Genomic DNA, 20,257 nt, shown 5'->3' with positions numbered 1-20,257 from the left:
AGCAGGTTCCCATGCTTGATACCTATCGCGCCCATGTCGCCGAACGCGCTGCGCTTGGCATTCCTCCTCTGCCGCTGACCGCCAAGCAGACGGCCGAGCTGATCGAACTGATCAAGAACCCGCCGGCGGGTGAAGAGCAGACCCTGGTGGACCTGATTACGTACCGCGTGCCGGCTGGCGTGGACGACGCTGCCAAGGTCAAGGCTTCGTACCTGGCCGCCGTCGCCCTGGGTTCGGAAAAGACCGCACTGATCTCGCGCGCCCGCGCTACCGAACTGCTCGGCACGATGCTGGGCGGCTACAACATCTCGCCGCTGATCGAACTGCTGGACGACGCCGAAGTGGGCGCCGTGGCCGCCGACGCGCTGAAGAAGACGCTGCTGATGTTCGACGCCTTCCACGACGTGAAGGAAAAGGCCGACAAGGGCAACGCCAATGCAAAGGCTGTGCTGCAGAGCTGGGCCGACGCGGAATGGTTCACGAGCCGCCCGGAACTGCCGCAATCGCTGACGATCACCGTGTTCAAGGTGCCGGGCGAGACCAACACCGACGACCTGTCGCCGGCCCCCGACGCCACCACGCGCCCGGACATCCCGATGCACGCGCTGGCCATGCTGAAGAACAAGCGCGAAGGCGCAGCGTTCCAGCCGGAAGAAGACGGCAAGCGCGGCCCGGTGGCATTCATCGAATCGCTCAAGGACAAGGGCAACCTGGTGGCCTACGTCGGTGACGTGGTCGGTACGGGTTCCAGCCGCAAGTCGGCCACCAACTCGGTGCTGTGGTTCACGGGCGAAGACATCCCCTTCGTGCCGAACAAGCGTTTCGGCGGCGTGTGCCTGGGCAGCAAGATCGCCCCGATCTTCTACAACACGATGGAAGACGCCGGCGCGCTGCCGATCGAACTCGACGTGTCGCAGATGGAAATGGGCGACGTCGTGGAACTGCGCCCGTACGAAGGCAAGGCCCTGAAGAACGGCGCCGTGATCGCCGAATTCAAGGTCAAGTCTGACGTGCTGTTCGACGAAGTGCGCGCCGGCGGCCGTATTCCGCTGATCATCGGCCGTGGCCTGACCGCCAAGGCCCGCGAGGCGCTGGGCCTGGCCCCGTCGACGCTGTTCCGCCTCCCGCAGAACCCGGTCGACACTGGCAAGGGTTTCACGCTGGCCCAGAAGATGGTTGGCCGCGCCTGTGGCCTGCCCGAAGGCAAGGGCATCCGCCCGGGCACGTACTGCGAACCGAAGATGACTTCGGTGGGCTCGCAGGACACCACCGGCCCGATGACGCGCGACGAGCTGAAGGACCTGGCCTGCCTGGGCTTCTCGGCCGACCTGGTGATGCAGTCGTTCTGCCACACCGCCGCGTATCCGAAGCCGGTTGACGTGAAGACGCACCACACGCTGCCGCAATTCATCAGCACCCGTGGCGGCATCTCGCTGCGCCCGGGCGACGGCGTGATCCACTCGTGGCTGAACCGCATGCTGCTGCCCGACACCGTCGGCACCGGCGGCGATTCGCACACCCGCTTCCCGATCGGCATCAGCTTCCCGGCCGGTTCGGGCCTGGTGGCCTTTGCCGCCGCCACCGGCGTGATGCCGCTGGACATGCCGGAATCGGTGCTGGTCCGCTTCAAGGGCAAGATGCAGCCCGGCGTGACGCTGCGCGACCTGGTCAACGCCATTCCGCTGTACGCCATCAAGCAGGGCCTGCTGACCGTGGCCAAGCAAGGCAAGCAGAACATCTTCTCGGGCCGTATCCTCGAAATCGAAGGTCTGCCCGACCTGAAGGTGGAACAGGCCTTCGAACTGTCCGACGCCTCGGCTGAGCGTTCGGCCGCCGGCTGCACCGTGCGCCTGAACAAGGAACCGATCATCGAATACATCAACAGCAACATCACGCTGCTGAAGTGGATGATCGCCGAAGGCTACCAGGACCCGCGCAGCCTGCAGCGCCGTATCAAGGCCATGGAAGCATGGCTGGCTGATCCGAAGCTGCTGGCGCCGGACGCCGACGCCGAGTACGCTGCCGTGATCGAAATCGATCTGGCCGACGTGCACGAGCCGATCGTGGCCTGCCCGAACGATCCGGACGACGTGAAGACGCTGTCGGACGTGGCTGGTGCCAAGATCGACGAGGTGTTCATCGGTTCGTGCATGACCAACATCGGCCACTTCCGTGCCGCGTCGAAGCTGCTGGAAGGCAAGCGCGACATCCCCGTGAAGCTGTGGGTCGCCCCGCCGACCAAGATGGATCAGAAGCAGCTGACCGAGGAAGGCCACTACGGCGTGTTCGGCACGGCCGGGGCGCGTACCGAAATGCCGGGCTGCTCGCTGTGCATGGGCAACCAGGCACAGGTGCGCGAAGGCGCCACGGTGATGTCGACCTCGACGCGTAACTTCCCGAACCGTCTGGGCAAGAACACCAACGTGTACCTTGGCTCCGCCGAACTGGCCGCCATCTGCTCGCGCCTTGGCCGTATCCCGAACAAGGAAGAGTACATGGCCGACATGGGCGTGCTGAACGCCAATGGCGACAAGATCTACAAGTACATGAACTTCGACCAGATCGAAGACTTCAAGGAAGTGGCCGATACGGTAACGATCTGACGCGCCACGTTTCTTCGCCACGGCAGTTGCAGTGGCAGCCGCCTGGCGGCGAAACGGCCTGATGATTGACGAACCCCGCACGCGTGCAAGCGCGTGCGGGGTTTTTCATTGCCGACCGGAAAGCCGAACGCCCGGCACGGCCTTGCGGCCGCAGCGGGCGAATGGCTGGGATCGACCTGCTGGACCAGCGTTACTTGGACTTCGCCCCGTCGGTATAGGGGTCTGGCTTGCCGGTCTTGGCGCCGTCGGTGTACGGGTCGGGCTTGCCTACGCGGGCGCCATCCGTATAGGGGTTGTACTTGTCCGACTTGGCGCCGTCAGTGTATGGATCGGCCTTGGCCGACGGGGCCAGGTCGCTGCGGGTCGACTTGTTCGCGCCTTCGGTATAGGGGTCGAACTTGCCGGCCTTGGCGCCATCGGTGTAGGGATCGGGCTTGCCCTTGGCGCCGTCGGTGTACGGATCGGCCTTGCTGGCCTTCGCCCCCTGCGAATAGGGATCGAACTTGTTCTGCGCGTGCGCAAGCGGCGCCATCGCGACGGCTGCCGCGGCGACGATCAGGCTGGAAAGAAGTGTCTTGCTCATGGGAGCCTCGCCAGATTGGGGGCGCGATTCAAGGGCCCGCCCGAGTGCGCCCATCAAGCCATCGGGCAGGCGGCATGACGCAAGTCTGAGTTTGCTGTCATTTGCAAGGATAGACCTTGCCGCTGGAACGTGCCGACGGCAGGCCATGCCAGCGCCGGCACGGTGTTGGTCAGTGGGAATTGCCCTTGCGCTCGCGCGCCGACTCGCGCACATGCACGGCCGGCACATCGACCACATCGCCTTTGGCGGTGGCCACGGCCGCGATGTCGGGCATCACCGGGATGGCCGGCAGCAGCACCGGAACGCCGAGCCAGTGGCCCAACGCATCCATCCAGGCACGCTGGGTGGCCGCGCCGAGTTCCAGCATGGCGTTGGCATAGTGGAGCGGGATCGACATCAGCGGCATCTGGCTGGTCCACTGCCGGGCGTAGAGTTCCTCGGGGTCTTGCGGCATGAAGCAGGACGCCCAGTCGAACTGGGTTTCCTCCACGATCGACCGCGAGAAGTCGGCATTCAGGCCCATCATCTTTTGCCAATTTTCCAGCAGCTTGTTGTCGAACGTCGCAAACGGCTGGAAGGCAGGCGGAAAAGCGAACGGCTGGAACGGCCAGGTGGCCCAGGGGTTCGTAGGTTGGCTTTGCATGCTGGAAGACTCCAGGTTGGAAACCGGTGAAAAACGCGCGGTACATCGCGGGCGGTGCAGCAAGCGCCGCATGTGCAAGTCGATCGAACAGTGTGACCGTTCGGGGTGATGCCGACTTTACGGCAGGCCATCGCGGCATCCCTCGGGCCGACCACCACATCGTTATCCATGACAGACCTTGGGTCAACGGCGGATATCCCGGTCCCCCTTCGCGATTCGCGATGCACCGGCCAGACAGTGCCGTAAGCCGTCCCGGTCACAGCTGGCGCCTGCCATCGTGCCGCAGGCACAATACGGGGCCGGACATTCAGGCGGATCGCCACCAGGAGAAGAAATGGAACTGCGGCAACTGCGCTACTTCGTGCACGTGGTGGAGCTTGGCAGCATGGGGCAGGCAGCCCAACGGCTGGGCGTGGTCACGTCTGCGTTGAGCCAGCAGATCAGCCGCCTGGAGAGCGAACTGTCCACGCGGCTGCTGCAGCGTACGTCCAGTGGCGTGGTGCCCACCGATGCCGGGCTGGCGTTCTGGCGCCAGGCGCAACTGGCGCTGCGTCATGCCGATGACGCCGCACATGCGGCGCGTACGGCGCGGCTGTCTGGCCATGTCAGCGTAGGCATGGCGCCGAGCACGCTTGCCGTGCTGGGGCCGGCGTTCATGCTGGCCATGCGCGACCGGTATCCCGATATCCGCCTGCATCTGGTCGAAAGCCTGTCGGGCGGTCTGGCCGCGATGATCGGCGCGCGCCAGCTCGACCTGGCCGTGCTGTTCCAGCTCGAGCCGGGACAACGCTGGAGCAGCATGCCGTTGCTGGAAGAACGCCTGTTCGTCATCGCGCGGCCCGACCAGCCGGGCCTGCCGGCCGCCGCGACCATGCCGCTGAATGCCATCGGCGACCTGCCGCTGATCCTGCCAAGCGGCGCCCATGGGCTGCGCGCGGTGCTCAACGCCGCATCGGCGCGCAACCCGCGTCCGCTGAATGTGGTGGCGGAGATCGATGGCCTGGCGATGCTGATGGATGCCGTGCGCGCCGGCATTGGTGCCACCATCCAGCCCGGCGCGGCCGTGGCCCGCCATCTGGGCGACCCGCTGAGGTTGATCGAAATCGTCGATGCGGGGGTGAGCCGCCCCAACATGCTGGTGAGCCTGTCGGACGATGAACTGTCGCCCGCCGGCCTTGCCGCGCGAAGCGTGCTGGAGCAGGTGGCCCGCGAACTGGTGACGGCCGGGCGCTGGCCGGGCGCCACCCTTCACAAATCCTGAACACCGTCTGCTGCGTGGGGGCTGGCGCACACGGGGCGCGGTCCGTAGAGTCGTGGCATTCGAACGATTCCAACGATTCCTGCAGGAGACTCGCATGACCCCACGCATGCCGCGCCGCATCGCGCTGAAGGCGCTCGGCACCCTGGCCCTGGCTGCCGCCATCCCGGCCCCTTTCCCCACCGCTGCGATCGCCGCCGATGCCTGGCCGTCCAAGCCGATCACGCTGGTCGTGCCCTTTGCGTCCGGTGGCACCACCGACATCATCGGCCGTGCCGTGGGCCAGCGGCTGGGCGAGGCACAGGGCCAGCCCGTGGTGGTCGATAACCGGCCCGGCGCCGGCGGCACCATCGGCGGGGCGCTGGTGGCGCGCGCCAACCCGGACGGCTACACGTTCCTGCTGGCCACCGTGGCCCATACGATGGCCCCCGGCATCTACAAGACGCTGCCGTACGACTTCCAGAAGGACCTGGAACCGATCGGCATGGTGGCGCTGACGCCGAACGTGCTGATCGTCAATCCGTCGATTCCGGCCAGGACGGTTCAGGAACTGGTGGCCTACATCAAGGCCAATCCGGGCAAGGTCAACTATGGATCGGCCGGCATCGGCAGTACCGAACACCTGTCTGGCGAGCTGTTCCGCGCGTCCACGGGCACCGATATCTCCCATGTGCCGTACAAGGGTGGCGCGCCGATGATGACCGACCTGATCGCGGGCCAGATCCAGATGGCGATCGAGACCAGCCCGTCGGCCAATCCGCATATCAGGAGCGGCAAGGTCAAGGCGCTGGCCGTGACGTCGGCCAAGCGTTCGGCCGCCTATCCCGGCGTGCCGACGGTGGCCGAAAGCGGCGTGCCCGGCTATGAGGTCACCACCTGGTATGCGCTGATGGCGCCGCATGGCACGCCCGAGGCGGTGCGCCAGCGCGTGAGCGCGGAGCTGGCCAAGGTGCTGAAGCAGCCCGACGTGCAGAAGCGATTCGACGAACAGGGCGTGACCGCCGGCGACATGACGCCGCAGCAGCTGGCCGGCTTCATCAAGACCGAAACCACCAAGTGGACCAAGGTGGCCAGGGATTCGGGCGCGAAGGCCGAATAAGCCCGGTCAGGCGGCCGCCGGGGCCACGCCGCGCGCCAGCATCTGCGCCAGCTCCACGGCCGGCACCGGCCGGCCGAACAGCCAGCCCTGGCCGTAGTCCACGCCCTGCGCGCGCAGAAAGTCGGCCTGGGCGCGGTCCTCGATGCCTTCGGCCACCACCTGCAGGCCCAGCGACTGGGCCATGGCGATGATGTGCGGCGCCACGGTGCTCGACGCCGCCTCCTGCCCGATCGTGTCGACAAAGGACTTGTCGATCTTCAGCGCATCCACCTTGAAGCTCTGCAGGTAAGACAGGCTGGAGTAGCCCGTGCCGAAGTCGTCGATATAGACCGGGTGGCCCGCGTCGCGGAACGCCTGGATCGTGTCGCGCGCCACGTCCGGTTCCAGGAATCCGCGCTCGGTGGCCTCGATGCGGATCTGTTCCGGCGAGATGCCGGTGCCGCGCAGGCGCGCGGTCAGCACGCCCAGGAAGCGGCGGCTCTTCAGGTCTTCGGTGCCGACGTTGATCGATACGTAGAACGATGGATGCCGGCGCAGCAGCGTGCCCAGTTCGGCCAGCACGATGTCGAGCACCTGGTCGGTGATCTGCTGGATCAGGCCAGCGTTCTCCGCCATCGGGATGAACAGGTTGGGGCGCACCAGCCGGCCGTGGCGGCGCCAGCGCACCAGGGCTTCGACGCCCACGCACTGGTTGTCCGACAGCGAGACGATGGGCTGGTAGTGCACGGCCATCTCGTGCCGCCGCACCGCCCCGCGCAACTCGCCCTCCAGGCTGAAGCGACGGGTGGCACGGCGCCAGACCAGGATGCCCAGCGGCACCCCGGCGGCCAGCCCGACGACCAGCCCGCCCACCAGCAGCGCCTTCCAGTTGGCCAGCAGCGCGGCGCGCGGCGCCAGGACCACCACCGCCAGCGGCATCGTGCGCGACTTGCGCAGGACGATCGACGCATCGTCGTCGTTGGCCGCGTCGCCGCCTGATCCATAGGCGTGGTCGGCATAGGTGCGTTGCAGGCGCGGCAGGTTGGCGCCCTGTGACGCGGCGAAGATGCGCCCGGCATCGGTCTGCACGGCGGCCAGCATGCGCGATTCGCGGTCCACCACGTCGACGAAGGTCTGCGGGTCGAGCCCGACATAGCTGCCGTTGCGGCCCAGCAGCATCGACCGGCGCGGCGCGGCAAACGGGTTGGGCTGGTCGAACCAGTAATCCAGGCCGTCTGGCGTGCGCCAGTCGGGCGGCGGCAGGATGAACTGGTCGGCCTGCACGGCACCCAGCAGGGCCGAGCACAGCCGCTTGCCGCCCCGGTAGGCGCCCGCATCCTGGATATGCCGATAGGTATAGGTGATGCGCCGCATCTCCACCAGGTGCGACGCCGAACAGGGGTCCTCGTGTAGCGATTCCAGGTCCTGCAGTGCATTGAGTGCCTGGGTCATGACCGTCTCGGCGCGCGTGACAGCCGCATCGGCGAACACGCTCAGCTGCTCCGATTCGCGCCGGCTGGCTTCGAGCTGGGCCATGAATACGCCGATTCCCACCGGGAACAGCGTGGCCATCGTCGCCAGCACGATCGTCACAACCAGGAACCAGCTGCGCTGCATCGGGAGCCCTCAGGAGAGTGCGCCACGGAGGGCGCCCACGGCGCGGTGCGCGCCGTCCCATTCACAAACACACAAACCGGATTCGACAGTCTTGTCAGTGTTGCCTGATATCTGGAGCGAGGAAGTCTTGCGTTGCTGCACCACAAATCGCCTGCCTGCTCTGGGGAGCATAGCTAACAATGACCGCGCACGTTTGATACTTTGCGCCTGTTTGTGCCATGCCGACGGCGACACGCGGGGCCGTCGCCCGACAGGCGGCACAACCGTGACCACAGGGTAAGGGATATTTGTCTACGCCCGGATTCATCCCGATGGCGGGGTGGTGGCAGGCTTGGCTGTGGCGAAGGCCTCACATACGAAGGATCGACAGGAGGCCAGACAGGCGGGCCGCCGAAGCGGTCAAGCGGCAGATCAGGGCAGAAGGGGCGGTAAAGCCGGGGCGCGGGCGAGTATTTCAGCGCTGCGTCGCCCCGGCTACGCTTTTTCGACGGCGGCCGCCCGTTGGACGGCGCTCAGACGGCCGACTTCAGGACCGCGCCAGTGGCGAAGAAGCTCTGCAGGTTGTCGAACACCAGCTCGGCCATTGCCGCCCGGGTCTCGTGCGTGCCGCTGGCCACGTGCGGCAACAGCACCACGTTGTCCAGCGCGAACAGCGCTTCGGGCACCCTGGGCTCGTGCTCGAACACATCCAGCCCGGCGCCGGCAATGCGCTTGTGCATCAGGGCATCGACCAGCGCCGCTTCATCCACCACCGTGCCACGGGCGATATTGATCAGATAGCCCTTCGGACCCAGCGCCTTCAGTACGTCGGCGGACACCAGATGGCGCGTCTCGGACCCGCCAGAAGCGGCGATCACAAGGAAGTCGGCCCACTCGGCCAGCGCCTGTATTGACGGCTCGAAGCCATAGGGCACCCCTTCCTGCGCCTTGCGGCCGAAGTAGCGCACCGCCATGTCGAAGCCGCTCGACCGTTTGGCGATGACGCGGCCGATGCGGCCCATGCCGACGATGCCCAGCCGCTTGCCGCTGACGCGTGTGGTCAGCGGATACGGGCCCTTGAGCCAGTCGCCACGGCGCACGTAGCGGTCGGCGGCGCTGACCTGGCGCGCGGCGTCCATCAGCAGCGCGAACGCGGTGTCGGCCACGCAGTCGTTGAGCACGTCGGGCGTGTAGCCGACGGCAATGCCGCGTGCGCGGGCGGTGTCCAGGTCCAGCTTGTCCAGGCCCACGCCGAAGCTGGAAATCACGCGCAGGTTCGGCAGCATGGCCAGCATCGCGGCGTCCACGCCGGTGGCGGCGCGCGTGGTCATTGCCACGAACTCGCCACCGTGCTGCGCCAGGTAGGCGGCAGGATCGCTTTCGGCCCAGAGCGGATGCACGTCGAAATGCTCGGCCAGACGGGCTTCGGTCTGTTCCGGGAGCCGGCCGTGCTGCAGGAGGCGGGGTTTCATGCGAGAAGAGTCCTTTTCTGATGGAAGTGTCCGGGCGCGCGGGTCAATCGGCGCTCAGGTGATTATCGGCGATGATCCTTGCGTAACGCTTGCGGTCGTTGGCGATGGTCTCGGCAAACTGCTGCGGGGTGCTGCCGACGGGAATCGCACCCTGTTCGATCAGCTGCTTCTTCACCTCCGGCATGGCCACCACCTTCTTCACGTCGGCGGCGATCCTGTCGACGATGTCCTTCGGCGTGCCGGCGGGCGCCAGCAGGCCCACCCAGGAACCCGACTCGGCGTTCTGGATGCCGGCCTCGGCCAGCGTGGGCACGTCGGGCATCGACGGCGAACGCACGTGGCCGGTCACGGCCAGCGCACGCAGCTTGCCGGCCTTCACGTGGCCGGTGGTTTCCAGGATCGACGCGAACAGCATGTCCACGTTGCCGGCCATCAGGTCGGTCATGGCCGCGCCGCCGCCCTTGTAGGGCACGTGCAGCATGTCGGTGCCGGTGGCGGCCTTGAAGATCTCGCCGGACAGGTGCGGCGAACCGCCCGTGCCGGAGCTGGCGAACGTCAGCGTGCCGGGCCTGGCCTTGGCCAGCGCCACCAGTTCCTTCGGCGTTTTCGCGGGCAGGCCCGGCGTGACCACCAGCGCGAACGGCAGTTCGGCCATCATCGTCACCGGCACGAAGCTGTCGGGCTTGTAGTTGAGCTTCTTGTACAGGAACGGGTTGATCGACTGCGTGCCGACGTTGCCGGCCACCAGCGTGTAGCCATCGGGCCTGGCGCGCGCGGTCAGTTCCAGGCCGACGTTGCCCGCGGCGCCGGGGCGGTTGTCCACCACCACCGGCTGGCTCCAGATCTGCGACAGCCGCTGTGCGACGAGCCGCGTGCCGATGTCGGTGCCGCCGCCGGGCGTGAACGGCACGATGATGGTGACGGGCCGGGTCGGCCATTCGCCCTGCGCGTGGGCGCCAAAGGCAGCCGTGACGGCCAGGGCCGCGGCGGCAATGCGGGCAGTCTTCAACATGGGTTTGTCTCCGGAATTGTTTTAGGTTTCTATGTCTGGAACCGCGCGTCAGCGGCCGCGGGCCTTGCGCCAGGCCGCGAAATCGTCGCGTGCCTGCTCGGTGGTTGGCGGATAGAGCCCGATGATCGAGCGCCCGTTGCGCACTTCCTCGGTCACGAAGTCCTCGAACGCGGTCATTTCCACGGCCTCGGCGGCGATCTCCTCGGCGATGTGCCACGGAATGACGACCACGCCTTCGGCATCGCCCACGATCACATCGCCGGGGAACACCGCCACGTCGCCGCAGCCGATCGGCACGTTGAATTCCAGCGCCTGGTGCAGCGTCAGGTTGGTGGGCGCCGACGGGCGATGGTGGTAGGCGGGCATGGCCATCTGCGCGATCTCGGGCGAATCGCGGAAGCCGCCGTCGGTGACGATGCCCGCGCCGCCGCGCTGCATCAGTCGCGTGACCAGGATCGAACCGGCCGATGCGGCGCGCGCGTCCTTGCGGCTGTCGATCACCAGCACGGCGCCGGGTGGGCACTGCTCGATGGCCTGGCGCTGCGGATGGTTCGGGTCCTGGAACACGGTGATGGGATTCAGGTCCTCGCGCGCCGGGATATAACGCAGCGTGAACGCTTCGCCGACCATCGTGCCGGCGTCGGGGTTGAGCGGGCGCACGTCCTGGATGAACTGGTTGCGCAGGCCGCGCTTGAACAGCGCGGTGCACAGCGTGGCGGTGCTGACGGTCTTCAGCGCGTCGCGCAGACCGGAACCGAGCGGGGTCATGGGGTGGCCTCAGTAGATGCTCGGTTCGCCCACGGGCTCGCCGAAATCGGTTTGCAGGAAGTCGAAATCGCAGCCGTCGTTGGCCTGGCGCACATGGCGCGAGAACATGTACCCGTAGCCGCGCATATAGCGCGGAGGCAACGGGGTCCATGCGGCGCGGCGCGCGGCCAGTTCCTCGTCGGACACTTCCAGATGGATGCTGCGCTGGTCGATATCGACCGAGATCATGTCGCCCGTCTTCACCAGGGCGAACGGGCCCCCGATGTAGGCCTCGGGGGCCACGTGCAGGATGCAGGCGCCGTAGCTGGTGCCGCTCATGCGCGCATCGGACATCCGCAGCATGTCGCGCACGCCCTGCTTCACGAGCTTTTTCGGGATCGGCAGCATGCCCCACTCGGGCATGCCGGGGCCGCCCTGCGGGCCGGCGTTGCGCAGGATCAGGATGTGGTCGGCCGTGACGTCGAGGGCCTCGTTCTCGACAGCGGCCTTCATGGACGGGTAGTCGTCGAATACCAGCGCCGGGCCCGTATGTTTGAAGAATCGCTTCTCGCACGCGCTGGGCTTGATCACGCAGCCGTCGGGCGCGATATTGCCGCGCAGCACGGCGAGCGCGCCTTCCTGGTACAGCGCGTTCTCGCAGGTGCGGATCACGTCGTCGTTGTGGACCTCGGCGCCCGCAATGTTCTCGCCCAGCGTGCGGCCCGTGACCGTGGGGGCGTCGAGGTGAAGCTTGTCGCGGATGCGGTTCATCAGCGCCGGCAACCCGCCCGCGTAGAAGAAGTCCTCCATCAGGTAGGTGTCGCCGCTGGGCCGGATGTTGGCGATCACCGGCACATGGCGGCTGGCGCGGTCGAAGTCGTCCAGGCCGATGTCGTGGCCGGCGCGGCGGGCCATGGCAATCACGTGGATGATGGCGTTGGTGGAGCAACCCATCGCCATGGCCACGGCAATCGCGTTCTCGAACGATGCATGTGTCTGGATGCGCTGCGGCGTCAGGTCTTCCCACACCATGCCGACGATGCGCCGGCCGGCCTCGGAGCACATGCGGATGTGGTTGGCGTCGGCGGCCGGAATCGACGATGCGCCGGGCAGAGTCATGCCGATGGTCTCGGCAATCGCGGTCATCGTGCTGGCCGTGCCCATCGTCATGCACGTGCCGTGGCTGCGCGCGATGCCGCCCTCGATGCCGATCCACTCGGTCTTGCTGATATTGCCGGCGCGGCGCTCGTCCCAGAACTTCCAGGCGTCGGAGCCCGATCCCAGCACCTGGCCCTTGTAGTTGCCGCGCAGCATGGGGCCGGCGGGCACGTAGATGGCCGGCACACCGGCGCTGGTGGCGCCCATCAGCAGGCCCGGAGTGGTCTTGTCGCATCCGCCCATCAGTACCGCGCCGTCGATCGGATGCGAGCGGATCAGCTCTTCGGTCTCGATGGCCAGCAGATTGCGGTAGAGCATGGTGGTCGGCTTGACCGAGCTCTCGGACAAAGAAATGGCCGGTAGTTCCACGGGGAAACCACCGGCCTGCAGGATGCCGCGCTTCACGTCGTCCACGCGCTGCTTGAAGTGCGCATGGCAGGGGTTGATGTCGGACCATGTGTTGATGATGGCGATGAGCGGCTTGCCCATCCATTCATCGGGCGCGTAGCCCATCTGCATGATCCGGGAGCGATGCCCGGACGAGCGCAAGTCGTCGGGCGCGAACCAGCGCGCGCTGCGCAGCTGGTCCGGCGTTTTCTTTTGTGCCGTCATCGTTGTCTCTTCCACTTGGAATCCTGCCAGTCGCCTGGTTGTACGACGACTGGGGTTTCGGGAATTAAAGCACTAATATATTAGTACGTCAACGCAGGGATTTCCGCAGCCGGTTCGGCTAGAATCGCGCGCAACATTCCAGTCATTTACGCATGGCCGCCACGCTTCCCACCCCGTCCGCGCAGTTCCAGTTCGACCGCACGCGCCAGGCGGCGCCGCAGGTGTTCGAGCATATGCGCGACCAGATCATCTCGATGGCGCTCCCGCCGGGCACGGTGCTGTCGCGCCCCGAACTGGCGCTGCAATATGGCATCAGCCAGACGCCGGTGCGCGATGCGCTGATACGGCTGGCCGAAGAAGGGCTGGTCGATGTGTTTCCCCAGCACGCCACGCGCGTGAGCCGCATCGACGTGGCGCTGGCGCGGCAGGCGCACTTTCTGCGCCGCTCGGTGGAAGTGGAGATCGTCCGGACCCTGGCCGGCGCGCCCGATGTGGCCCTGGTGGAACGGCTGCGTGCCACGGTGGCACGCCAGCAACGCATGCTGGAACTCGACGACCTGGCCGAATTCACCGCCAACGACCAGTATTTCCATCGCCAGCTCTACGAGGCCGCCGCCGTGCCGGACCTGTTCGGGCTGGTGCGCCGCCAGAGCGGCCATCTGGACCGCCTGCGCCGGCTGCACCTGCCGATTCCAGGAAAGGCCAATGCGGTGCTGCGCGACCATACCGCGATCGTCGACGCCATCGCCGCCGGTGACGTGGCCGCCGCCGAGACCGCGCTGCGCGACCACCTGACCGGCACGCTGGCCAACGTCGAGGACATCCGCTCGCGCTTCCGCGATTACCTGCGCTGAAGCCGCCCCTGCCGGCCCGAATCGGGTCAGGGCGTTTGTTTTTGGCAACGGCTCGCCCGCCATCTACCCACTACATGGGTAATGACAGCTTCAATGCATTCGTCAATCACGAAGGATTTGTCGATTGCTGGCGGAAATTGATAGATTTCGGAGGTATTTATTGCCGGGTAGACCAGGATGTCCGCCAGAGTCACCATTACCAGCAGCGATCAACTGGGGCAGGTGCTCCAGGGCGCGCGCAAGATCGCCGGCCTGACCCAGGCCGACGCCGCCGCACGGCTGGCCATCAGCCAGAGCCGCATTTCCCATATGGAGCTGAATCCGGAGACCATCAGCGTCGCCCAGTTGCTGGCGCTGCTGGGGGCCTACGGCATGGATCTGATCGTCGAGCCCCGCGCCGTGCGCGATGCGTTGCTGGAGAAGCTCGAATGGTAGCCGGCGCGGCCCTGCGTGCGCCGCGCCCGGCCCGTCAGGGCAGATAGCCCAGCAGCTTCCACCAGAGGTAATCTAGCGGCAGCAACACCACCAGCGTGATGGCGGCCATCGTCAGGCAAAGCCGCGTGCCGTGCCGCAAGCCTACGCCCCCAAGCTGCATTGCAATCACGATCGGCGGCGACTGGTACGGGAAGAACACCGTCGAGAACACCGGCACCTGCAGCATCAGCACCGATTCCAGCGGCAGCCCCGTTGCAATGGCCAGGTCGCGCGCCAGCGGCGTGAGCACGGCCGGCAGCGCGGGTAACGTCGACATCAGACCCAGTACCGCACCCATGGCGCCGATGGTGCCCACGTTGGCCGCCGTATGGCCAGGTGTCAGCGGCAGCACCTGCAGCAGGCCGGCACTGATGGCGCTGCCCAGTCCGGTCGATTCCACCACGGCGCCGAGACCCAGAAAGCCGGCCACATAGATCAGCGGTACCAGATGCACCTGCTCGGTCAGCGCCTTGGGCGATACCAGGCCGATGCCGGGCAGCAGGCAGACGATGCACGCCGCCAGCGAAATCCAGGCTGGCGAGATGCCATGCCACGCATCGGTGGCGAACCCGGCCACCGCCAACGCCAGGATGATGGCCAGCGCGCGCTCCTGGGCACCCATCGCGGTCTGCGTGACTGGCGCTTGCGCCGGCATCGGACCGTTTTCCGGGAACAGCTTGCAGATTAGCCAGATCAGCACCACGGTCTTCAACGCGCCCAGCACCGGGAAATGCAGCAGCAGGTAGCTGCCGTAGCTGAGGTTGATGTGATAGAGCGAGCTGGCCGCTCCCAGCAGCACGCTGTTCGGGATGTTGGCCGGCAGGATGGTGGTGGGCGGCATGTAGCTGGCCGCCGCGACGGTCATCACCATGCCGATGCGGCCGTTCGACCCGGCGGCGAAGCCCAGCCGGTCAGCCAGTGCGAGCACGATCGGCATCAGCAGCAGCACGCGACCAGTGGTGGAGGGCATCAGGAACGCCAGCCCGACCGCGCTCAGCGCCACCGTGGTAATCACCTGAGGGTAAGTGCCCACCCGCTTGTGGAAGATGATGTCCGCCAGCCGCAACGCCAGCCCGGTACTGCGCAGCGCCACGCCGGTCACGGCGCCACCGAACATCAGCCACCATGCCGTCGAGGTGAATCCCGAAAACACCACGGTGGGCGGTGCGATATGGAACACCACCGCTGACAGGAAGAACAGCAGCGTGGCCGTGGGTTCGGGCAGCACGCCAACGGCCCAGCAGGATACGGTCGACAGCACCAGCGCGCCGGCCCAGATCAGCGCCGGCGGGGCATGCAGGGCACTGCCCGCAAGCCAGACGGCGCTGATGCAGGCGCCGATCAGCAGCGCGGCACGGATCGAATCGGCAGGGCGGCCGGCCAGTGGCGCGGGCTTGGGAGCGGAAGGGGGCGTCGGGGGTGTGGCTTCGGGGCGTGCTTGGGCGCTGCCGGGTGTGGCTGACATCTGGGATCTGTCTCGCGAGCGGGGCCGGTCGCCTGGGACGCCGGTCTTGTTTTATGAGCGAAAGTGCTGAGCCGCTATCGTATGGTTGTCTGATGAAGCGGGCAACTGCCGCGCACGGGTCAGCGTGTTTTGCGGAACGTCAGGTTGATGCGCGCGTCGCCGGTCAGTGCGTGGTCCCCTGCGGCCAGTGGCGCGATGCCGTGGAACACCAGCCGCGAGGGGCCGCCCCAGACCACCACGTCGCCATGCGCCAGCCGCACCCGCGACGGGCGGTCGGCCCGGCGCAGGCCGCCCCACAGAAAGATGGCCGGCAAGCCCAGCGACACCGACACGATGGGCGCCCGCAAGTCGAGTTCATCGCGGTCCTGATGCAGCGAAAGCCGTGTACCGGGCAGATAGCGGTTGATCAGGCACGCATCGGGCACAAAACCGGGATACCCGGCCGCCTCGGCGGCATCCAGCGCCAGGTGCCGGAACGCCCGGGGCATGTCCGGCCAGGGCCGCCCGGTATCGGGATCGACCGGGTCATAGCGATAACCGGTACGGTCCGACACCCAACCCCGCTCGCCACAATTTGTCATCGCCACCGACATCCGCAGCCCGCCCGGCGTGATCAGGTGCCGAAACGGTGAGCCGGCGCTGACTTCGCCAACCGCCTGCAGCAGCACAGGCCCGATGTCACGCGCAAAGCCCCGCAGGACAACGGCACCGGGCCCCAATGGCTCAACGGCTGGCGGCGTATCGGGATCGGCAGGAAGGGCGTCGAAGAGGTCGAAGGTCATGGCAGTCCGGGTGCAGGCCGATCATACCGGGTGGCCGCCGTCGTGTCGTTTCGTTGATGACGTGGATTGCCCGTTTCGTTTATTTCGATTATGGTCGGGCAATGCAGCAAGGAGTGACATATGACCATTCTCGACCCTCGCACCACGCTCCCCGCCGACAAGGAAGTCGAAATTGCCCTGCGCGGCCAGCGCGAGCTTGCGGCCTACCTTCGGACACACATTGACACACAGCGCATCCAGATTTTCGATGAGAAGGATGAGGCGCATCAAATTGAGTTGCCAACCACAGCCCTACGCTTGCTGCTCGATATCCTGGCGGAACTGGCGGCTGGCAATGCGGTGCAAGTCGTTCCGGTACATGCCGAACTGACGACCCAGGAAGCTGCGGACTTGCTGAACGTGTCCCGACCCTATCTGGTCAGCCTGCTCGAAGCTGGCGAGCTGCCGTTCCACAAGACCGGCAAGCATCGCCGCATCCGCTTCTCGGACCTCATGGCCTACAAGGCCGCACGGGATGCAGAGAGCGAGAGGCTGATGGATGAGTTGGTTCGTGAAGCACAGGCCCTGGGCATGGGCTACGAATGAGATGTTCACCTTTTACAGCTGTCTACGATGCTTGCGTTCTGTATCCCGCCCCGGTTAGGGATCTGCTCGTCCGCCTGGCAAAGTCGGGGCTGTTTCGCGCGCGATGGAGTGATCGCATTCAGGAAGAATGGAAGCGAAATCTTCTGGCTAACCGGCCCGACCTGACGCGCGCGCGGCTGGATCGTACTTCGCAAAGAATGGACGAGGCCGTTCCCAACAGTGTGGTTACCGGCTATGAGTCGCTGATAGACGGCCTCACGCTACCCGATCCCGGCGACCGACACGTCCTGGCGGCGGCCATACACTGCAGCGCGAGCGTCATCGTGACTTTCGACCTGAAGGACTTTCCGGCAGAAGCGGTGGCTCCCTTTGGAATCGAAGCGCAGCATCCCGACGAATTCATCGAAAATCTGATGGATCTGAGCGTTGGCGTAGTCGTGGCTGGAGTTCGGCTCCAGCGTAGCGCGATGAGTCAGCCCAGGATGACCCCGGACTGTCTCCTGAAGAACTTCGAGAAAAATGGCCTGACCCGGACCGCCAAAGCACTCCTTCCTTACAGAACGCTGCTTTAGGCCGTCGGCGACAACTTATCGCGACACCTTCCCCATCCCCTCCAGCAAGGCCTTGTGAAACGCTGCCGGATCCTGCATCTGTGGGGCGTGGCCCATTTCCGGGAATTCCACCAGCGTCGTGTGCGGGATGGCCTTTGCCGTGGTCTGGGCCAGCTCGGGGTAGCGGCCCAGCTTTGGCTGCACGTCGGCCGGGGCGGCGTCCTTGCCGATGGCCGTGGTGTCCTTGTCGCCGATCATCAGCAGCGTGGGGGCCTGGATGGCGCCCATTTCGTAGACCACGGGCTGGGTGTAGATCATGTCGTAGAGCAGGGCGGAGTTCCATGCCACGATCTGCTTGCCCGGGCCGCGATACATGCCAGCCAGCATCTGCACCCACGGCTCGTATTCCGGCTTCCACTGGTTCACGTAGTACGTGGACTTCTCGTAGTTGCGGATGCGATCGGCCGTAGTGTTCAGTTCGCGGGCGTACCACTGGTCCACCGAGAGTGAAGGCACACCTTTGGCCTTCCAGTCCTCCAGCCCGATCGGGTTCACCAGCACCAGTTGCTTCGTTTCCTGCGGATACATCAGCGCATAGCGCATGGCCAGCATGCCGCCCGTGGAGTGCCCCATCACGGTGACGTCGCGAATGCCGATCGATGCCAGCAGGTCGTGCGTGTTGCGCGCCAGTTGCTGGAACGTGTACTGGTAGTGCGCCGGTTTGGTCGACTTGCAGAAGCCCACCTGATCGGGCGCCACCACCCGGTAGCCTGCGCCGCTGAGCTGGCGGATGGTCTCCTGCCACGTGGCGCCGCAGAAGTTCTTGCCGTGCAGCAGCACCACGGCGCGGCCGTTCGGCATTTCGGGTCTGACGTCCATGAACGCCATCTCCAGGGGCTGTCCCTGCGACGAGAACTTGTAGCGTTGGACCGGATAGGGGTAGTCGAAGCCTTCCAGCTCGGGGCCGTAGGTGGCGCCGCCATCGGTTGCGCCGGCCGCGTGGACGGGCGGTGCGAGGGTGGCCAGGGTTGCGAAGGTGGCCGCCAGCGCGAGCGCGGCAAGCTGGGTTGGACGAACGAGGGGCGGGCGAAGGCTGGGCATGGTCATTGGCCGGGGGGCGAGGGAGCGAGTGGGCGGGTGTGGCTATCGTCGCTCAAATGACCGCCCCGTGCGCGTTTAAGTTCCAGGTTGCCAGCATGAAAAAAGCCCGCCTTCCTTCTCGCAAGGAGGGAGGAGAGGGCGGGCTTTGCGGGGTCGGGACGACCCTGTGCGTCAGGCGAACGTATCGACCTCGCCACGCGCCAGCGTGCGCGGGGCGCGCGGTGTGGCGGGGGCGGCAGGCGCCGCCGTGTCGTTGCCGAAGCCCATGGCCTGGCCGAAGCTGCTGCCGTTGCCGGCGTGGCGTTGCGGCTGCTGTTGCTGGCCACCCGAGTTGGCTTGCGCAAAGCTGTCGGCGCCCACCGATGTCTGGCCAAGCTGGATGCCCGCTTCGGCCATCGACGTGCGCAGGTGCGGCAGCGCGGCTTCCACGGCGGCGCGCACGGCCTGGTGCGGCGATACGAACTGCGCCTGGGCCTGGTCGTTGACCACGTTCAGCACCACCTTCAGCGGGCCCAGGTTGGGCGGGTTCAGATCGAGTTCGGCGGTCTGGTTGCCCTGGGTGGACAGGCGCACCATCTGCTGGCCCAGTGCCTGCGACCACTGGCTGTCCCCGACGTTCGGGGCGATGACCGGGCGCGCGGCAACGGCAACGGCGGCGGCGTTGGCCTGGGCGGCCTGGGCCGGCGTCTGCGCGGCAAGGGCCGATGCGATGGTGGCGGCGCTGCTGGCATTTGTCGCGCCCGTGTCCACGCCTTCACCGGTGCGTGCGCTGGCCTGTGCGACGGCGAACGGCGTGACCGGGGCCTGCGCCGGCTGGCTGGCCGGGGCGTCGCCGGCCGGCGTCAGGGCCGGCTGGTTCTGATGGCCCAGGTTCGCATGCTGCTGGCCGGCGCCCTGGCCGCGGGCGTCCTGTGCGGCGGCCTGAGCGGGCGCCGTGACGGTGGCGGCGATCTTGTCCGCAGTCGTCGGTGCGCTGTTCTGCAGCGTGGCGCGTTGCTGGGCGATCAGTGCCAGTGTGTCGGCCGGGCTGGCGGTGGTGCCCTTGGCGGCCGTGTCTACGGTGGCGGCAGGCAGCCTGGCTTCGGCCTGTGCCTGCAAGGCCGCGGCATCGGCGGCCGGATCGGCAGCGGCGGCGGCTGCGGTGGATGCGGAGGCCGCAGCGGCAGCAGCCGATGCGCTGGCGCCCTGGGCCGCGCCCTGTGCCGACGGCAGCGTCGGCAGGCCGTCGATCGCACTGGTGTCGACGCCGGCCGTGCTGGCGGCGGCAGGGGCCTGCGGGACCGGGGGCTGCGTCAGTAGCGCGGCGGCGGCCAGTGCGGCGGCGGCCGCTGCGGCATCGGCCGATGCGGTGTCGTCGGTCTCGCCATCCTTGGCCTCGTCGGTCTTCGCGTCGCCCTTGGCGGCTACCTTGCCGGTGTCCTTCTGTGGCAGCGCATTGTTGGCGGCGGGCTGCTGCGGCTTTTGCGTGGCGCTGCCCTTCGATGCCTCGGCCTGCTTGCCATCCTTGGCAGGCACCTTCGCCTGCGCGGCGGCCGGCGCGGACTGCTGACCATCCTGGCGTGCGCGCGACAGCGCATCCTGGAACGGGTTGGCATCGCCAACCTTGCCGGCGTCCGGCGACTTGAGGTTCCCGAGGGCTGCGGCGGTGTTGCCGACGATCTGGCTGATATCGATCATTGTGGT

At 66.8% G+C, this 20,257-nt stretch carries 18 protein-coding genes; 7 read left to right on the top strand and 11 right to left on the bottom strand.

The genetic code is table 11. From position 1 onward, the window contains the following. The first annotated feature begins 11 nt into the window (after positions 1-11). On the top strand, positions 12-2,603 hold the full coding sequence (gene acnB / locus D9X30_RS21485; RefSeq protein WP_153945859.1) for a bifunctional aconitate hydratase 2/2-methylisocitrate dehydratase: 2,592 nt from the start codon (positions 12-14) through the stop codon (positions 2,601-2,603). A gap of 190 nt (positions 2,604-2,793) precedes the next feature. Here the strand turns inward: acnB and D9X30_RS21480 are convergent, their stop codons facing one another. Further along, positions 2,794-3,186, bottom strand: a complete 393-nt coding sequence (locus D9X30_RS21480) for a hypothetical protein (RefSeq protein ID WP_092599329.1) — start codon at positions 3,184-3,186, stop codon at positions 2,794-2,796. Positions 3,187-3,355: 169 nt separating this feature from the next. After that, entirely contained in the window at positions 3,356-3,829 is a 474-nt protein-coding gene (locus D9X30_RS21475) for a phasin family protein (RefSeq protein WP_153945860.1), read from the bottom strand. 334 nt (positions 3,830-4,163) lie between these two features. Here D9X30_RS21475 and D9X30_RS21470 point away from each other — a divergent pair, with 334 nt between their 5' ends. Together D9X30_RS21470 and D9X30_RS21465 are read left to right on the top strand one after the other, a co-directional pair. Continuing rightward, positions 4,164-5,090 carry a LysR family transcriptional regulator gene (locus D9X30_RS21470; RefSeq protein WP_153945861.1) on the top strand — a complete coding sequence of 309 codons (927 nt, stop codon included), beginning with the start codon at positions 4,164-4,166 and terminating at the stop codon, positions 5,088-5,090. A gap of 94 nt (positions 5,091-5,184) precedes the next feature. Continuing rightward, positions 5,185-6,186: a Bug family tripartite tricarboxylate transporter substrate binding protein gene (locus tag D9X30_RS21465; RefSeq protein WP_153945862.1), complete on the top strand. Its 1,002-nt coding sequence runs from the start codon at positions 5,185-5,187 to the stop codon at positions 6,184-6,186. Between the two features lie 6 nt (positions 6,187-6,192). Here D9X30_RS21465 and D9X30_RS21460 read toward each other — a convergent pair whose 3' ends face one another. The 5 genes from D9X30_RS21460 to araD all read right to left on the bottom strand — a co-directional run bounded on the left by D9X30_RS21460 (position 6,193) and on the right by araD (position 12,762). Then, positions 6,193-7,782, bottom strand: a complete 1,590-nt coding sequence (locus D9X30_RS21460; RefSeq protein WP_153945863.1) for an EAL domain-containing protein — start codon at positions 7,780-7,782, stop codon at positions 6,193-6,195. A gap of 512 nt (positions 7,783-8,294) precedes the next feature. After that, positions 8,295-9,233 (bottom strand): 2-hydroxyacid dehydrogenase, encoded by a 939-nt coding sequence (locus D9X30_RS21455; RefSeq protein ID WP_153945864.1) that lies wholly within the window; start codon positions 9,231-9,233, stop codon positions 8,295-8,297. Positions 9,234-9,276: 43 nt separating this feature from the next. Further along, positions 9,277-10,245 (bottom strand): Bug family tripartite tricarboxylate transporter substrate binding protein, encoded by a 969-nt coding sequence (locus D9X30_RS21450; RefSeq protein WP_153945865.1) that lies wholly within the window; start codon positions 10,243-10,245, stop codon positions 9,277-9,279. A 48-nt stretch (positions 10,246-10,293) separates the two neighbouring features. Further along, complete coding sequence (locus tag D9X30_RS21445; RefSeq protein ID WP_153945866.1) at positions 10,294-11,013, bottom strand: ribonuclease activity regulator RraA; 720 nt, start codon at positions 11,011-11,013, stop codon at positions 10,294-10,296. Between the two features lie 9 nt (positions 11,014-11,022). After that, the gene (gene araD, locus D9X30_RS21440; protein ID WP_153945867.1) at positions 11,023-12,762 is read right to left on the bottom strand and encodes an L-arabinonate dehydratase; all 1,740 of its coding nucleotides are present in this window, start codon (positions 12,760-12,762) and stop codon (positions 11,023-11,025) included. 152 nt (positions 12,763-12,914) lie between these two features. Between araD and D9X30_RS21435 the strand changes: the two genes are divergently transcribed. Together D9X30_RS21435 and D9X30_RS21430 are read left to right on the top strand one after the other, a co-directional pair. Further along, a complete protein-coding gene (locus D9X30_RS21435; protein WP_153945868.1) occupies positions 12,915-13,616 on the top strand; it encodes a GntR family transcriptional regulator in 702 nt (233 codons plus the stop codon). A 177-nt stretch (positions 13,617-13,793) separates the two neighbouring features. After that, a complete protein-coding gene (locus D9X30_RS21430; protein ID WP_092599362.1) occupies positions 13,794-14,051 on the top strand; it encodes a helix-turn-helix domain-containing protein in 258 nt (85 codons plus the stop codon). 34 nt (positions 14,052-14,085) lie between these two features. On the opposite strand, the gene D9X30_RS21425 is transcribed toward D9X30_RS21430, so the two are convergent. Beyond that, entirely contained in the window at positions 14,086-15,555 is a 1,470-nt protein-coding gene (locus D9X30_RS21425; protein WP_153945869.1) for an SLC13 family permease, read from the bottom strand. Between the two features lie 119 nt (positions 15,556-15,674). After that, the gene (alkB, locus tag D9X30_RS21420) at positions 15,675-16,337 is read right to left on the bottom strand and encodes a DNA oxidative demethylase AlkB (RefSeq protein ID WP_153945870.1); all 663 of its coding nucleotides are present in this window, start codon (positions 16,335-16,337) and stop codon (positions 15,675-15,677) included. A gap of 120 nt (positions 16,338-16,457) precedes the next feature. Between alkB and D9X30_RS21415 the strand changes: the two genes are divergently transcribed. After that, positions 16,458-16,922, top strand: a complete 465-nt coding sequence (locus D9X30_RS21415) for a helix-turn-helix domain-containing protein (RefSeq protein ID WP_153945871.1) — start codon at positions 16,458-16,460, stop codon at positions 16,920-16,922. Beyond that, positions 16,919-17,494, top strand: a complete 576-nt coding sequence (locus D9X30_RS21410; protein WP_153945872.1) for a PIN domain-containing protein — start codon at positions 16,919-16,921, stop codon at positions 17,492-17,494. The genes D9X30_RS21415 and D9X30_RS21410 overlap by 4 nt, the downstream gene beginning before the upstream one ends. A gap of 15 nt (positions 17,495-17,509) precedes the next feature. On the opposite strand, the gene D9X30_RS21405 is transcribed toward D9X30_RS21410, so the two are convergent. Together D9X30_RS21405 and D9X30_RS21400 are read right to left on the bottom strand one after the other, a co-directional pair. After that, positions 17,510-18,574, bottom strand: a complete 1,065-nt coding sequence (locus D9X30_RS21405; RefSeq protein ID WP_153945873.1) for an alpha/beta fold hydrolase — start codon at positions 18,572-18,574, stop codon at positions 17,510-17,512. A gap of 171 nt (positions 18,575-18,745) precedes the next feature. After that, positions 18,746-20,251 carry a flagellar hook-length control protein FliK gene (locus tag D9X30_RS21400; RefSeq protein WP_153945874.1) on the bottom strand — a complete coding sequence of 502 codons (1,506 nt, stop codon included), beginning with the start codon at positions 20,249-20,251 and terminating at the stop codon, positions 18,746-18,748. Positions 20,252-20,257: the final 6 nt, after the last annotated feature.

This window comes from Cupriavidus sp. U2 (assembly GCF_009663685.2).
In the GTDB taxonomy this organism is placed as follows: Bacteria; Pseudomonadota; Gammaproteobacteria; order Burkholderiales; family Burkholderiaceae; genus Cupriavidus; species Cupriavidus necator_C.
This window is presented reverse-complemented; position numbering and strand designations above follow the sequence as displayed.

Bases quoted from the DNA above. Each gene is read 5' to 3' on its own strand.
- acnB (WP_153945859.1), top strand. From the start codon at position 12: ATGCTTGATACCTATCGCGCCCATGTCGCCGAACGCGCTGCGCTTGGC.
- D9X30_RS21480 (WP_092599329.1), bottom strand. From the start codon at position 3,186: ATGAGCAAGACACTTCTTTCCAGCCTGATCGTCGCCGCGGCAGCCGTC.
- D9X30_RS21475 (WP_153945860.1), bottom strand. From the start codon at position 3,829: ATGCAAAGCCAACCTACGAACCCCTGGGCCACCTGGCCGTTCCAGCCG.
- D9X30_RS21470 (WP_153945861.1), top strand. From the start codon at position 4,164: ATGGAACTGCGGCAACTGCGCTACTTCGTGCACGTGGTGGAGCTTGGC.
- D9X30_RS21465 (WP_153945862.1), top strand. From the start codon at position 5,185: ATGACCCCACGCATGCCGCGCCGCATCGCGCTGAAGGCGCTCGGCACC.
- D9X30_RS21460 (WP_153945863.1), bottom strand. From the start codon at position 7,782: ATGCAGCGCAGCTGGTTCCTGGTTGTGACGATCGTGCTGGCGACGATG.
- D9X30_RS21455 (WP_153945864.1), bottom strand. From the start codon at position 9,233: ATGAAACCCCGCCTCCTGCAGCACGGCCGGCTCCCGGAACAGACCGAA.
- D9X30_RS21450 (WP_153945865.1), bottom strand. From the start codon at position 10,245: ATGTTGAAGACTGCCCGCATTGCCGCCGCGGCCCTGGCCGTCACGGCT.
- D9X30_RS21445 (WP_153945866.1), bottom strand. From the start codon at position 11,013: ATGACCCCGCTCGGTTCCGGTCTGCGCGACGCGCTGAAGACCGTCAGC.
- araD (WP_153945867.1), bottom strand. From the start codon at position 12,762: ATGACGGCACAAAAGAAAACGCCGGACCAGCTGCGCAGCGCGCGCTGG.
- D9X30_RS21435 (WP_153945868.1), top strand. From the start codon at position 12,915: ATGGCCGCCACGCTTCCCACCCCGTCCGCGCAGTTCCAGTTCGACCGC.
- D9X30_RS21430 (WP_092599362.1), top strand. From the start codon at position 13,794: ATGTCCGCCAGAGTCACCATTACCAGCAGCGATCAACTGGGGCAGGTG.
- D9X30_RS21425 (WP_153945869.1), bottom strand. From the start codon at position 15,555: ATGTCAGCCACACCCGGCAGCGCCCAAGCACGCCCCGAAGCCACACCC.
- alkB (WP_153945870.1), bottom strand. From the start codon at position 16,337: ATGACCTTCGACCTCTTCGACGCCCTTCCTGCCGATCCCGATACGCCG.
- D9X30_RS21415 (WP_153945871.1), top strand. From the start codon at position 16,458: ATGACCATTCTCGACCCTCGCACCACGCTCCCCGCCGACAAGGAAGTC.
- D9X30_RS21410 (WP_153945872.1), top strand. From the start codon at position 16,919: ATGAGATGTTCACCTTTTACAGCTGTCTACGATGCTTGCGTTCTGTAT.
- D9X30_RS21405 (WP_153945873.1), bottom strand. From the start codon at position 18,574: ATGCCCAGCCTTCGCCCGCCCCTCGTTCGTCCAACCCAGCTTGCCGCG.
- D9X30_RS21400 (WP_153945874.1), bottom strand. From the start codon at position 20,251: ATGATCGATATCAGCCAGATCGTCGGCAACACCGCCGCAGCCCTCGGG.